At 41.8% G+C, this 13,037-nt stretch carries 14 protein-coding genes and 1 pseudogene; 9 read left to right on the forward strand and 6 right to left on the reverse strand.

What is annotated here, in order from left to right; translation table 11 throughout:
• Positions 1–110: 110 nt before the first annotated feature.
• The 3 genes from HWQ47_RS13620 (at position 111) to HWQ47_RS13630 (ending at position 2,202) form a co-directional block, all read left to right on the forward strand.
• Positions 111–1,022: a LysR family transcriptional regulator gene (locus HWQ47_RS13620; RefSeq protein WP_269966663.1), complete on the forward strand. Its 912-nt coding sequence runs from the start codon at positions 111–113 to the stop codon at positions 1,020–1,022.
• A gap of 155 nt (positions 1,023–1,177) precedes the next feature.
• Complete coding sequence (locus HWQ47_RS13625) at positions 1,178–1,468, forward strand: putative quinol monooxygenase (RefSeq protein ID WP_269966664.1); 291 nt, start codon at positions 1,178–1,180, stop codon at positions 1,466–1,468.
• 77 nt (positions 1,469–1,545) lie between these two features.
• Positions 1,546–2,202, forward strand: coding sequence for a nitroreductase family protein (locus tag HWQ47_RS13630; protein WP_269971746.1), 657 nt, complete (start codon positions 1,546–1,548; stop codon positions 2,200–2,202).
• Between the two features lie 59 nt (positions 2,203–2,261).
• Here the strand turns inward: HWQ47_RS13630 and HWQ47_RS13635 are convergent, their stop codons facing one another.
• From HWQ47_RS13635 to HWQ47_RS13645, 3 genes are all read right to left on the reverse strand, one after another.
• Positions 2,262–2,876 (reverse strand): hypothetical protein, encoded by a 615-nt coding sequence (locus HWQ47_RS13635; RefSeq protein WP_269966665.1) that lies wholly within the window; start codon positions 2,874–2,876, stop codon positions 2,262–2,264.
• Between the two features lie 388 nt (positions 2,877–3,264).
• On the reverse strand, positions 3,265–3,870 hold the full coding sequence (locus HWQ47_RS13640) for a protein-disulfide isomerase (RefSeq protein ID WP_269971747.1): 606 nt from the start codon (positions 3,868–3,870) through the stop codon (positions 3,265–3,267).
• Between the two features lie 242 nt (positions 3,871–4,112).
• A complete protein-coding gene (locus HWQ47_RS13645; protein WP_269966666.1) occupies positions 4,113–4,790 on the reverse strand; it encodes a LysE family translocator in 678 nt (225 codons plus the stop codon).
• A gap of 399 nt (positions 4,791–5,189) precedes the next feature.
• Here HWQ47_RS13645 and parS point away from each other — a divergent pair, with 399 nt between their 5' ends.
• A complete protein-coding gene (parS, locus tag HWQ47_RS13650) occupies positions 5,190–5,714 on the forward strand; it encodes a type II RES/Xre toxin-antitoxin system antitoxin (protein WP_269966667.1) in 525 nt (174 codons plus the stop codon).
• On the forward strand, positions 5,711–6,181 hold the full coding sequence (locus HWQ47_RS13655) for an RES family NAD+ phosphorylase (RefSeq protein ID WP_269966668.1): 471 nt from the start codon (positions 5,711–5,713) through the stop codon (positions 6,179–6,181). The genes parS and HWQ47_RS13655 overlap by 4 nt, the downstream gene beginning before the upstream one ends.
• A 61-nt stretch (positions 6,182–6,242) precedes the next feature.
• Here the strand turns inward: HWQ47_RS13655 and HWQ47_RS13660 are convergent.
• A pseudogene (locus tag HWQ47_RS13660) lies at positions 6,243–6,560 on the reverse strand (SDR family NAD(P)-dependent oxidoreductase); the annotation flags it as partial.
• A 289-nt stretch (positions 6,561–6,849) separates the two neighbouring features.
• On the opposite strand from HWQ47_RS13660, the gene HWQ47_RS13665 reads away from it, so the two are divergent.
• Complete coding sequence (locus HWQ47_RS13665) at positions 6,850–9,303, forward strand: Lon protease family protein (RefSeq protein ID WP_269966669.1); 2,454 nt, start codon at positions 6,850–6,852, stop codon at positions 9,301–9,303.
• 168 nt (positions 9,304–9,471) lie between these two features.
• On the opposite strand, the gene HWQ47_RS13670 is transcribed toward HWQ47_RS13665, so the two are convergent.
• Positions 9,472–10,392: a manganese-dependent inorganic pyrophosphatase gene (locus HWQ47_RS13670; RefSeq protein WP_269966670.1), complete on the reverse strand. Its 921-nt coding sequence runs from the start codon at positions 10,390–10,392 to the stop codon at positions 9,472–9,474.
• A 182-nt stretch (positions 10,393–10,574) separates the two neighbouring features.
• Here HWQ47_RS13670 and HWQ47_RS13675 point away from each other — a divergent pair, with 182 nt between their 5' ends.
• From HWQ47_RS13675 to HWQ47_RS28090, 3 genes are all read left to right on the forward strand, one after another.
• On the forward strand, positions 10,575–10,988 hold the full coding sequence (locus tag HWQ47_RS13675; RefSeq protein WP_269966671.1) for a LexA family protein: 414 nt from the start codon (positions 10,575–10,577) through the stop codon (positions 10,986–10,988).
• Between the two features lie 101 nt (positions 10,989–11,089).
• Positions 11,090–11,836 carry a Y-family DNA polymerase gene (locus tag HWQ47_RS28085; RefSeq protein ID WP_443020096.1) on the forward strand — a complete coding sequence of 249 codons (747 nt, stop codon included), beginning with the start codon at positions 11,090–11,092 and terminating at the stop codon, positions 11,834–11,836.
• The gene (locus HWQ47_RS28090) at positions 11,778–12,362 is read left to right on the forward strand and encodes a DUF4113 domain-containing protein (RefSeq protein ID WP_443020097.1); all 585 of its coding nucleotides are present in this window, start codon (positions 11,778–11,780) and stop codon (positions 12,360–12,362) included. The genes HWQ47_RS28085 and HWQ47_RS28090 overlap by 59 nt, the downstream gene beginning before the upstream one ends.
• On the opposite strand, the gene HWQ47_RS13685 is transcribed toward HWQ47_RS28090, so the two are convergent.
• Positions 12,363–12,737: a cation transporter gene (locus tag HWQ47_RS13685; RefSeq protein ID WP_269966672.1), complete on the reverse strand. Its 375-nt coding sequence runs from the start codon at positions 12,735–12,737 to the stop codon at positions 12,363–12,365.
• Positions 12,738–13,037: the final 300 nt, after the last annotated feature.

Below are 13,037 nucleotides of genomic sequence, written 5' to 3' on the forward strand. Positions count from 1 at the left end.
TAACAATAGACCGATAGACCATGTGAATAAACAGTAAATATATGCACAGATTGTTCGCACTTTGAGAACAATCTAAGTAAGGTAAAGGTAAATAGTGCTAATAAGAGTTGATGAAATCTATGGGCCAACTGGAAAATATGCAGATCTTTATCAAGGTGGTGGAGACTGGCGGGATCACTAAGGCTGCCGAACAGTTAAATTTGGCCAAATCAGCGGTAAGTAAACGGCTCGGCGAAATAGAGAAACAACTCAGAGTGAAACTCATCAATCGCACGACACGCAAGTCTAGCCTCACAGAAGCAGGTAATGCCTACTACCAAAAGTGTAAATTGATCTTAGAGGAGGTTGATGATCTCAACTGCTTGCTATCTTCAGTGCAACAAAGTTTAAACGGTACATTGAGGCTGACGGTTCCTTTGTCATTTGGCGTGATGCACTTAGTTAACGCCTTCGAGCTATTTGCCAATCAGCATCCACAGCTGCAGATGGATATTGATTTCTCAGACCGTAATGTCAGTCTGGTTGAAGAGGGTTTTGATCTCGCAATTCGCATTGGCCATCTAACAGATTCAAGCATGCATGCCCGAGCTATCGCGCCTATTAGTCACCTTATCTGTGCCAGCCCGGAATATTTAGCTAAACATGGTACACCTGAGACGCCTGAGCAGCTCAAAAGTCACAAATTGCTCAGGTATTCTCGTCTACCTCTAGCGGGGATTGAGTTAACAGACAAGGATAAACAGAAGATCACAGTCCCAATGGAAAGTCACTGTATCGCCAACAATGGTGATTTTTTAAAAGCCATGACGGTATCGGGTCACGGCGTCACTTTTTTGCCTCGTTTTATTGTTTGGCAAGAGCTCGCTAATGGCACACTTAAGACAATCATGCCTGATTATAAGATTTCCCCAATGAAGGCTTATGCAATATACCCTCAGAATCGTTATCTGCCTAAGAAGGTCCGTATGTTAATTGATTTCTTAAGCCAACATTTCGGTGATGTTCCCTACTGGGACCAATAAGGCTATTGATCCGTTTTGGGCGTCAATTATCAATATTTTTTTGATAAAGATTCTATGATTAGCTAGTTTTTCGTTAAGTAAATTAGCATTACACTCTCTCATACTAGATAAGGGCTGCTTGAAGTCTTTTTTTGATTTTAATTTGAGGGAAAAATATGACTAACTTGACGATTGTGGCAAATGTCATCCCGAAAACCGATAAAGTTGAACTTGTAAAAACTGCACTCTTAAAACTCATTGAGGTGACTCGCACAGAAGAGGGATGCATAAACTATAACCTACATCAAGACAATGAGAACCCAGCACATTTCATGTTTTACGAAAACTGGACATCACGTGAATTATGGCAAACTCACATGGGCAACAAGCATTTACAAGAGTACATGGTCGAAACTCAAGATTGTGTCGTTCTGTTTACTTTGAATGAAATGACCGAGCTTGCTTAACCACACTAATACCTAAACATATTAATTATGCCACCTATTTAAGGTGGCTCATTAGAGAGATGAAGAAGACTATGACAATGACTCACCCTATCATTGCAGATCTAAACAAGCGCTACACGGCTAAGAAATACGATACATCGAAACGTATTCCTCAAGCTGAGCTGGATATTCTTTATGAAGCGATACGCCTATCAGCCTCATCAATAAACTCCCAGCCATGGAAGTTTATTGTGATTGAGAGTGATGAAGCCAAACAACGTATGCATGATACCTTTGCTAATAAGTATCAGTTCAATCAGCCACATATTAAAGCGGCCTCCCACATCATTTTGTTTGCTCACAACCCTCATTATACCCGCGAGGATTATGCCAAAATCGTCGATAAAGGCATTGAAGATGGCCGCACTAAACCTGAAGAGCGAGAGCAAGCGTTTGGAGGATTCTTTTTTGCCGAGCTTAATACTGACGAAACTGGAAATACGTCAGTATGGACTAAATCACAAACCTATTTAGCATTAGGTAATACCATGCACGTTCTAGCCCGACTAGGCATTGATGCAACGCCAATGGAGGGGGTTGACAATGAACTGATTGGGGAAATATTTAAAGATGAATTGACTGGATTTGTATGTGAGGTTGCCCTCGCTATTGGTTATCATCATCCAGAAGAGGATTATAATGCCGCACTGCCAAAGTCTCGTTTAGCGATGCAAGATATATTGACTGTCCTTTAACATATTCAACATAAAAATAGCGTCTGTTTGACGCTATGTTTGTTTCCGTCATTAACTCTTTATGAAGTGCTTTTCTTTATCGTTTGTACCATGGCGTTATTGTACACTTTCATGATTTTATTGATGGATTCTGAGCCGCCGGCTAACACTGCACCGGTAAATACTATATCAACGATTAAAAACAGTGCCTTTTGAGACCCTTTTAATACCGGTGGTTCAACAATGGTGCCTATAATTCTAATCCCGATAAAGGCGATCATCATGCCAATCCCAAGACCTAACCACTGTGAAATAAACCGGGAACCAGCCCTGTATTCGGCCCTCTCCTTTTCTATCTCTTCCAAACTAGCTGATAAATTTTGATATTGTGTCGATTCTTGGGTAGCTACATCGTCTGGCTGTAAGCTAACAAACTTCTCCAGTGCCAGCTTTCTTGACGCTATTGTTCTGTCTAACTCGTCGGCGCCAGTGCTTCTCCATGCAGACAGAAACACCTCAATTGCCCGTTCAATAAAAAGAGAGAGAAAGATCAATGTACCCAGTAAAGAGGCCGCTTTTTCAACTGGATCAGCCAGTGTTAACGTTATAGGCTGAACTTTCCATGCTACACCAAGGATAACTATAACGACTAAGACTCCCCACACTCTGCTGTACTTTGTTTCATTATTCATCATTTTTTATTCCATTATTGGTACTATGTTTCATACTTATCCAGTTCACTGACCTCAACAGTAGGACGATCAATATAAGCTTAAAATCAATTTTGACCAAATATCCAATATCGACACTGCCACGCAGGAGTTGCTCGGATCTGTGCTTCGCTATACACCTTCATCAATTAGCATCATAAAGGGCTAACGCTCTTCTTGTGTAATGAAAAGAAGTGGCGCTACGCGATAGATTAGTTTTTGCTTTTAAGGGAGCGTTTTGCACAAGATGAACTGGCACCAAATTTTGTCTTGTTTATTATCTATACTAAACGAACAAGCCAGAGCAGTCTGCTCTGGCTTGTTAACGTCTACGACTTGTTTTAACTATAAATATGAATAGCTCACAGAGAATCTAGAGTGACTTCAGCTCTCTTTTTAAGAACTCAACAACCTCTAGCGGTTGATCTAAATATTGCGAGTGATCGACAAAAATTCCTTGTTCATCAGCCGTAACTAACAGCACTGGAAAGGCTGTCGTTTCGATCAACTCCTGGATCTCTATAATATCCCCAAGTACAAACTCTGCATCCTTACTTAGCTCGCCTTTAAACACTTTATTTGAAGGCGATAACTTAAACTGTTCGATGATGTCATTGAAATCATGTTTACAATCAAGTGGATTACCATCAATAAAGTGGGCTTTTTGCAGTGCATTTAACACTGACAGAAGTTTTTTCGGCTGTTTGCTCTGCATCCAAGCCATTAAGTTGGCTGTTTTAATCGCATTCTTAGGGCTATTTACGTAGCGAATATGTTCCTTGCTAAACTTAACTGCACTCAATTTTAATATTGCATCTACCTGCTCTTGACCTGCAGCATCAGTGCCATTGAAATGGGCACAATGCATTAGGTTTATTTTCATATCAGGAAAAGCTTCGCTAAGCGCGTTAACCAAAGGCATGGCCGCATAACTCCATGGACAATGCGAATCGTAGATAAAATAAAGCTCTAGAGCCATAGGCGCTGACGCCGACAGCTCAGGTGTAAATTCTTCTGTTACAAATAGATCTTCTGGTATTGAAAAGTCGGCACTCATTCGGTTACATCTTGTCAAAAACTAATGGCCAATATTTTAGTGATTTTACCTCTAAGATACAAACACCAATTTGCAGTTAACCTCGCTAAGTCCAATATAAAAGAGCCATGACCGACATGGCTCTTTATTTACCTCATTTAAAGCTTAACCAGGCTCTACTTTTTTTAAAGCTTAGCTGTCGCTAACTTAAGCCCAAAACCAAGAAAGATACTGCCAACGGCATAATTTATCCACCTAGCGGTTTTTGCATTAGTGAGAATGGCCTTAAACTGCTCAGCAAGTAGGATAACCACCAGAAACCAAGAGGAGACCACAATAGCTTGAGTCATTCCCAGCAACATACTGTCGGCAAACACCGTTTGAGGTGAGACAAACTGTGGGAATATAGACAAGTAAAACAGCACTATTTTAGGATTGAGCATATTCGTCAGAAAACCTTTGATAAAGTTGTTGGCGACTCCTTCTCCCTTATTACAGTTTTCCCATGTGTCCGCTTCAGAGTTCTCACCGACTTGATTATCACTGTGCATGGTTAGCATATTTACCATTTTGGTTTTCAAACCCGCACGAATATTGGTAATACCTAACCAAACTAGATAGGCAACGCCTAGCCATTTAAGCAGAGTAAAAGCAAATACTGATTGGGTAAGTAACAAGTTTAATCCTTGCGCCGAGATAAACGCATGGGCGATAAAACCACTACTCACTCCTGCGATATTACTAAAGGCCTGCAACCGACTTTTAGTCAGTGCAGTAAACAGAACGAGTAAGGCATTTGGGCCAGGTATTATGGCAATGAGGAATACGATCCCCACGAACAGAATGATTGTATCGATATTCATGACAATTCCATTAGAAGACGGCATGCATCTTCAATATTAATTTTGTGCAAGCTCTTGTCACTAAGCAGCTATGCTATAGCTGAACCTTAGATATAAGAGGTAACTTGTGATGTGCTAGCTATCTGAATTAACAGCGTGGAGGGCAGCGATTAGCTCTTATACAAGTTGTGCACTTAGTCATGGAGTATCTTATTAATTAAAGAAAAGGACATGACAAGATTAACTAAGTCTCGATGCCAGAACAAGCTATAAGGCATTTTTACGTCAAGTTGTCCCCATTATCAGACAAAAAGATGCTCCCTATTCAATCTTCACTTGCCATAGTTCAGCGATTAAGTATCACTTGGTTATCAAGTGATATATACTTATACTATCAAATGATATTGGAGTTGTTTTTCAATGTCATCAGTAAACTGGGCAAAAGAGCACTTATTGTTACTGATAAGGGCACTATTGATGAGGGCTGTAGCGATGACAACGATGAACGTGTTTACCCCGACAAAATCGGCAAACAAGGTCATGAGTTTTTGGCAATTGGTTGGCGTACCCGCCCGTGGGGCAAGCTTATATGCAGCCTTACATAATGGGCTACCTTTCGAGGTTTATGCCAAATTAGCCAAGATCTCTGGACTTGAAAAATCAGAGCTCGCCAATGCTACTGTCATCGCCAGTGCGACGTTACAGCGCAGGGCTAAGGCGGGCAAGTTCAATAAAGATGAAAGCGATCGTCTCTATCGATTCGCCGAGGTGTACAAATCGGCACTCGATCTGTTTGAAGGAAGCAGTAATGATGCATCCAAATGGCTAAAGAACCCAGTACGCGGGCTTGGTGATAAATGCCCTATTGAGATGTTATCTACTTCAGCTGAAACTGAAGCGGTATTGAATCTCATAGGCCGATTAGAACACGGTGTATTTGCGTGATCACTGGCTATCGAATCGTCAAGAAAAAATGGGCATCTAACGCCTTTGATGGTGAAGGTGCGCGGCTTTACGGCGGTCGTTGGAACAGCCGTGGTCAATCATGTATCTATCTAGCAGGATCTGAGTCTTTGGCTATCTTGGAAGTGCTAGTTCACTTAGATAACGCGCAACAGATCAACCATTACTCCCTGTTTTCAGTCTCCATAAATAAAAAAGATATGATGTTACTGGAAACTCAAGCTCTACCAGAAAACTGGCAAGAAGATCCCGCACCATCAGAGACTGCGGATCTAGGAGATGAATGGCTTAGCAGTCAAAGCAGTCTAGCGCTGTGTGTACCTTCGAGTATCGTCACTAGAGAGAGTAATTATCTAGTCAACACCAGACACCCTAGCTTTTCACCACTGTTAGATAGCATAGTCGAACTCGAATTCTCCATGGATAGCCGTTTATTGGCCCAAAGTTAATCACCAGCTCAATTAATATCAATATTTTTCATTACAAAAAATATCATCGATAAAACCCTCTTTATCCTCTGGTAATAGTGAGCTCTGACACATAACCATGTTCAGTAGCTACAAGCGCTTGCTTTAACATTAAGGTAGCCTCTGTAACCGTCATAAAGCTTGATGTATCAATGGGTTTACCACTCACTATCCAAAATGGTGTTGCCATGCCTCCTGGGTAGACACTGATAATCTTCATCGGGCGTTGAATCGATTTCAACTCTAACCTGACCGATTCAACTAAACCGCGAACTGCCCATTTTGCCGTACAATATGTGGATTCACCGCCTTTGGCCATTAATGCCGCTGTCGACATCACCATAACCACAGTATAAATTTGCAAGAGCTGCGCCTAAACCACTGCACGCTCCGGTGATAACTATCATATTGACCTTAAATGAAAAATCATCAAAGGGAGCAGCAAGTTAATTTAATTCCCAATGAGGCTAGCATTTTCAAATGGCTTGGGTATATATCGAATTTAACCTTTCATCGCCATTGCTGTTTACAAAGTAAGCAGTTAACACCTAAATCATCATAAATTTGTTAACAATTGAAATAAACTACTGAAATTTAAAATCTTCATGCCTACACTGAAAGTATCAAGAGTCATATATGAGGTTCTTCCTATGCCTACACTCCCGATTATTATCCCTCTAAGCAGTGACCAGCTTTACCGTGAATCTACACTCACTAACCTTGGGCCTGAATGTAAATCAACTAAACACTTAACGCCTCTCGATGAGATCGTTGGTCAGGAACGAGCCCAACAAGCTGTTGAGTTTGCCATGTCAATGAAAGACAAGGGCTACAACATCTATGCTATTGGCCGAAATGGTCTAGGTAAGCGCACGATGGTGATGCGCTACCTCAATCGCCACGACCCAAATGTCCACGGAGATACACTTTTTGATTGGTGTTACGTCAGTAATTTTGATGAAGCTCGTACACCTAAAGTGCTTAAGGTACCTGCTGGAATGGGCAGTGAATTTAAAAAAGATGTTGAGAAACTCATTGTTCGTTTGGTTAAGGCTCTGCCACTGGCCTTTGACAATGAGATGTACTATTCACGCGCCGAGAAATTAAAGGGCTTGTTAGCGGGTAAGCAAGAGTCTGCTCTTATTGGCCTGACTAATGAGGCCAAGGAATCCAGCATCAGCTTGACCATCACGCCTCAGGGTAGTTATGAGCTTATTGCCATGGATGGGGAAGAAGCTCATACCGAAGAGAGCTTTTCATTACTCTCCCGTAAAGCCCAAGACAAGCTCGAAATAAGTATCACAGATCTTGAATCTAAGCTTCGCGTTATTGTCAGAAAATTCACCGTCTGGGAAGAGGAATATACCGATAAGCAACAGAAGCAAGATGAAGTGGTAGCGAAGGATGTACTATCTCACCTAACTGATAAGTTAAAAGAGAAGTACGGCAACATTCCTGTGATGAAGAACTACCTTTGCGACATGCACAAGGATATTTTAGATAACTTAGATCTTTTTCTTGAAGAGAATGAGGAGCAACTGGCGCTCTCTTATGCTTCATTAGATAAAAAGATGCCCCGTCGTTATCAAGTTAATGTGCTCATTCATCAAGAAGCAGGCAAAATGCCTATTGTGATTGAAGAGACGCCTAATTATCACAGCATCTTTGGCTACATTGAGAATGCGACATTCAAGGGCACTATATTTTCTGATTTTTCACTGATCCGCCCAGGTAGCTTGCATAGGGCCAATGGTGGCGTGTTAATGATTGATGCGGCTAAAGTGCTTGAGCAACCCTATGTATGGGACGGACTTAAACGCGCCCTACGCTCTCGCAAACTCAGTTTAAGCTCTCTGGAGAGGGAGGTTACACTATCAGGTACCATTTCTCTCGATCCTGAAGCGATCCCTCTAGATGTGAAGATCATTCTATTTGGTGATTATCAGACCTATCAACTGCTTCAACATTACGATCCAGAATTCGGTGAGCTATTTCGTGTCACTGCTGACTTTGAAGATGAGATGCCAAGAACAGATAAATCTGAGGCACAATATGCACAATTTATCTCGAGCATCGTGCACGACAATAAAATGCTGCATTGCGACAGGAATGCCATAAAGCGGATCATCGAGTTCAGTTCTCGTCAAGCTGACGACCAGAATAAACTCTCTTTGCACTCTGCCGATATCGCGAATCTGCTGCGAGAGTCTAATTATTGTGCGCGAGCAGCGAATGCCAATATGATCCGCGCCAGCCACGTAGAACTGGCTCTGCATAATCATGAGTTGCGTGTGTGCCGTCTAAAAGACAATGTCATGCAGAGTTTTATCAATGGCACCACCTTGATCAGCACTCAAGATCATGTGGTAGGTCAAGTCAACGCGCTCTCGGTCATTAGCACCTCAAATCATCAATTTGGCGCTCCTAATCGCATCACAGCAACGACAGCATTTGGTGAAGGCAAAGTGTTTGATATAGAACGTAAGGTCGATTTAGGGGGCAGTTTACACTCTAAAGGCGTGATGATTCTATCGGCTTACCTTGCATCAATATTGGGCAAAACTGCTAAAATCCCACTGACGACCCATATCACCTTTGAACAATCCTATGGCGGTGTTGATGGTGACAGTGCGACGATGGCTGAGTTGTGCGCGATAATGTCAGCGTTCTCCGAACTGCCAATCAGGCAAGATGTGGCTATTACAGGCTCCATGAATCAGCTCGGTGAAGCTCAGCCTATTGGTGGCGTCAACGAGAAGATCGAAGGTTTCTTCGACGTATGTACCATCAAGGGACGTACATCGACTCAAGGTGTTATCATTCCTAAATCAAATGTACAGAACCTCATGCTTCGCAGCGACATTGTCGACGCGGTAAAGAAAGGTCAGTTCAACATTTGGGCTATCGAACATGTTACCCAAGCCATTGAAATATTAACGGGGTTCAGTGCCGGACTTAACTCTAGTATGAATCCGAATATTAATGGCGAAATGAACATCGCTCAGGTAGATCACCCAAGTGATTCAATCTTTGGTATGGCGCAATCTCGTTTAAATCTGTTACGTTTAGACAAGCCTTCGCAACTTGAAGAGTGTAAGCATTAATAGAATTTCTTTGTATCTTTGTATCTTTGGTATGAACCTAACCCTCGTTTAAACCTGTTGCGTTTAGACAAGCCTTCACAACTTGAAGAGTGTAAGCATTGAAACAAAAAAGGCCGAAACAGTACTGTTTCGGCCTTCCTATTAACATTTAAGTTTTAGCGTTTAAATTTACGCTAGCGCATCTTGCAACTGAGGCACGATCTGCTTTTTACGGCTCAATACACCGTCAAGCCACACTCTGTCATTCTCACATACTACGCCATAAGCACGTTCAATTAGGTCTGCATCATCGGTGATGACCAATAGCTCCGAACCCTCTTTCATGATATCTGTGAGCAGTAAAATGACACTGTGGTGCCCGCCTTCGGCTTTTAATGCAATGATATCAGCTGCAAGTTCGGCTTTGATTTCATCAAATACAGACAGGTCGATCACTTCAAGTTGACCTATACCTATTTTATTGCCATTCATGTTGAAATCTTTAAAGTCACGCATAACAAGATCGCGAGCTGGTGTGCCTTCAACAGCAGACTTAACCTTGAACATGTCCATGCCAAGTTCTTTAAAGTCTTCGATACCTGCTATATCAGCCAAAGCTTCAACACACTTGATATCGGCAGTGGTACAAGTTGGAGATTTGAAGATCACTGTGTCACTTAAGATCGCACACATCATAATGCCAGCGATATCTTTAGGGATGGCCACATTGTGAAAGTCATACATCATTTTGATAATGGTATTACTACAGCCAACAGGGCGGATCCAACACTCAAGTGGCGTCGATGTGGTCAAGTCACCCAATTTATGGTGATCAACAATACCGACTATCGTTGCTTCGGCAATATCATCCGGTGCTTGAGTTAACTCAGAGTGATCGACAATAAACACCTCTTCACCGGCATAGCTTGTTTTAAACTCTGGCGCTTCGAAGCCAAATTTTCCTAAAATAAACGCTGTTTCAGGCGATAGTTCACCTAAACGAGCCGCAGTCGATGCCTCACCGATCTGATTTCTCAGGTAAGCAAGTGCAATTGCACCACAAATTGAATCTGAATCTGGGATCTTATGGCCCACAACATAAACTGACATTGATAACTCTCCTATTATTCCCCTTATTCTACCAAATTCATTTGATTTGAAAAACGATTAACTAAACTAAGTCATCACTTGGGACTCTATTTGACCTAGATAATTGAAAAAGATTGCCAGTATAAAGATTACTGCTACACTACAACTGTATACTTATACAGTAACTGATAGAAATACTACTCATGAAATTGATCTCTATCTCAGCCTGCGCCGGGCTCACCGGCTTCGAAAGTCCTGCAGCGGACTATAAGCAACTCGGTTTAAGTTTAGACGAACTGCTAATAGAACATCCAAGTGCAACCTTTATTGCCCAAGCTAGTGGCAGTTCGATGCAAAACGTAGGGATTTTTGATGGTGATATTTTGATTGTGGACAGGCATATCACTATGATGGATCAAGATGTCATTGTTGCAAATTATAACGGGTGTTTTGTCTGCAAAATTATTGATATCAAAAGAAGACTATTGCTATCAGCCAATGAAGACCATCAAGCAGTCACCATCCATGAGTACGATCAATTTACCATTGAAGGTGTTGTAGTTAGGTCTGTACGCTGTCACCGCCCAAGTCACTTACTAACAAAATGTAGGCGTTAAATGATGAGAATTCCCATTAAAAATATTGATGCTACATCACTTCCACCACTGGCTACTCCTTTTTATTTCTCTCTATTTCTCCGTTAAGCGAATATCTCACTATGTTTGCACTCGTTGATGCTAACGCCTTTTATTGCAGCGCAGAACAAGTATTTCGGCCAGAATGGAGAGGACGTCCCATTATTGTGCTCTCCAACAATGATGGCATGATTGTGTCGGCTAACCGTTTGGCCCTCGAATCAGGTATTCCTAAATTTGAACCCTATTTTAAGATAAAGACTCAATGTGAACAGTTAGGTATTATCGCCCTTAGTTCCAACTATGAATTATATGCCTCCCTCTCTGCCAGTATGATGGAGGTCATAGGCAGATTTGCTCCTGAGCAACATATTTACAGTATCGATGAGTCCTTCCTTTCATTTGAGCATTGTTATCCCGCTATTCCCTGTTTAATCAAGCATGGACATAAACTGAGACGTACCGTGTGGAAAGAGACTCGCTTGCCCGTCTGCGTAGGAATGGGATCCACACTCACATTAGCTAAGGTTGCCAACCATGCCGCTAAAAAACATCAGGGGTATCACGGCGTATGTGTGATCGATAATAGTAACCAAAGAAAAGAGATCTTACTTAAGATGATGCCAGTTGAGGTATGGGGTATTGGACGTCGTCTTGCTAAGCGACTAGATATTATGGGAATTAAAACAGCTTATGCATTGTCACAGATGAAATCTGCCATTGCTAGAAAAAAGTTTAATATTGAAGTAGAGCGAACAATTCGAGAGCTCAATGGTGAGAGCTGCAAAGGGTGGGAGCTGCAAAGGGTGGGATCAAGTCCGTGCCGATAAACAGCAGATCTTCTCAACCCGCAGTGTGGGTAATAGGATCACAGATCTAGACTCGCTACAGCAAGCCTTAAGTAAACACGTGGGGATTGCCACCAGCAAAGCAAGAGCCCAAGGAACGTTATGTTCAGTGCTGACTATTTTTGCCTCAAACTCCCCTTTCGATGCTCATCCAAGCGGATTTAAACACACTCAACGTTTCGCCTATCCCACCAATAACACGGGAGACATCACTCGAGTGGTTAATCGAGTTGCCGCAGAGAAATTTCGTCTAGGAGTGCATTATTACAAGATTGGAATTGGACTCATCGACTTAGTCAATGAGACACAGCGACAGCATGATCTATTTGAGCCTCACACAAACCCTGCCTTGATGAAAGTATACGATGCTGTAAATCAAAGATACGGCTCTGACTCCTTATTTATGGCCGCACAAGGGATCAGTCCTAAGTGGAGTATGAAGCGTCAATACCTGAGCCCTCAGTACACCACCTGCTGGAATGATCTGCCTAAAATTCAATGCAATTGACTAACGTTTTCGACTCCCCGGCAATGCCTTGGGCATAGCATTACAGCAATGGGGCTCATGCTCATCATTATCTTTAATGTTCTGGTCGACAAACTTGTAATACCCCTCTTTTATTTTAGTCCACAGACCATCAGACGTATCTGCGCCATGGGCTTGCAACAGAGTTTCTATCCCCTTTAAATCGCAATGGGTGGCATCATAAGCCATATTCAGTGTCGCCGTCAGTTCATCAAAAGAGACACTCTCAATACCTATTAAGGTGTCAATCTTTGTGATAATGGCTTCTTTATTCTCTTCTGTAACACCTTGCAACTTTAAATGTCTGTTGACTAAATTAATCTCTTTAACACCGGGCCTATGCTCTAAATCATTCATTTTTATCCTTAATCGTCGGCTATCACTCATGTTGTTTAGCTGCTATCAATTCAAATTGAACAGAAGCAAACGCTTGTCTCTACCTTCATAATGCCAGCAATCATTCACATAAAGAACACAAAGCCACACCCAAATAGGTGCGTATTGACACAGATCAATAACACGAGATATGGGTAAGTGAATCCATGACATTAACATATTCCTTTTAAACCCACTTTCTGCACTCATAAAATAAAAAATACCTATGTATCAAATAGTCACCTGTTAGTTTTCTGAATCTATTTTATGAAGTAAGCGACA

Origin of the sequence: Shewanella sp. MTB7 (assembly GCF_027571385.1) — a bacterium.
Classification (GTDB): domain Bacteria; phylum Pseudomonadota; class Gammaproteobacteria; order Enterobacterales; family Shewanellaceae; genus Shewanella.

Bases quoted from the DNA above. Each gene is read 5' to 3' on its own strand.
- HWQ47_RS13620 (WP_269966663.1), top strand. From the start codon at position 111: ATGAAATCTATGGGCCAACTGGAAAATATGCAGATCTTTATCAAGGTG.
- HWQ47_RS13625 (WP_269966664.1), top strand. From the start codon at position 1,178: ATGACTAACTTGACGATTGTGGCAAATGTCATCCCGAAAACCGATAAA.
- HWQ47_RS13630 (WP_269971746.1), top strand. From the start codon at position 1,546: ATGACTCACCCTATCATTGCAGATCTAAACAAGCGCTACACGGCTAAG.
- HWQ47_RS13635 (WP_269966665.1), bottom strand. From the start codon at position 2,876: ATGATGAATAATGAAACAAAGTACAGCAGAGTGTGGGGAGTCTTAGTC.
- HWQ47_RS13640 (WP_269971747.1), bottom strand. From the start codon at position 3,870: ATGGCTCTAGAGCTTTATTTTATCTACGATTCGCATTGTCCATGGAGT.
- HWQ47_RS13645 (WP_269966666.1), bottom strand. From the start codon at position 4,790: ATGAATATCGATACAATCATTCTGTTCGTGGGGATCGTATTCCTCATT.
- parS (WP_269966667.1), top strand. From the start codon at position 5,190: ATGTCATCAGTAAACTGGGCAAAAGAGCACTTATTGTTACTGATAAGG.
- HWQ47_RS13665 (WP_269966669.1), top strand. From the start codon at position 6,850: ATGCCTACACTCCCGATTATTATCCCTCTAAGCAGTGACCAGCTTTAC.
- HWQ47_RS13670 (WP_269966670.1), bottom strand. From the start codon at position 10,392: ATGTCAGTTTATGTTGTGGGCCATAAGATCCCAGATTCAGATTCAATT.
- HWQ47_RS13675 (WP_269966671.1), top strand. From the start codon at position 10,575: ATGAAATTGATCTCTATCTCAGCCTGCGCCGGGCTCACCGGCTTCGAA.
- HWQ47_RS28085 (WP_443020096.1), top strand. From the start codon at position 11,090: ATGTTTGCACTCGTTGATGCTAACGCCTTTTATTGCAGCGCAGAACAA.
- HWQ47_RS28090 (WP_443020097.1), top strand. From the start codon at position 11,778: ATGGTGAGAGCTGCAAAGGGTGGGAGCTGCAAAGGGTGGGATCAAGTC.
- HWQ47_RS13685 (WP_269966672.1), bottom strand. From the start codon at position 12,737: ATGAATGATTTAGAGCATAGGCCCGGTGTTAAAGAGATTAATTTAGTC.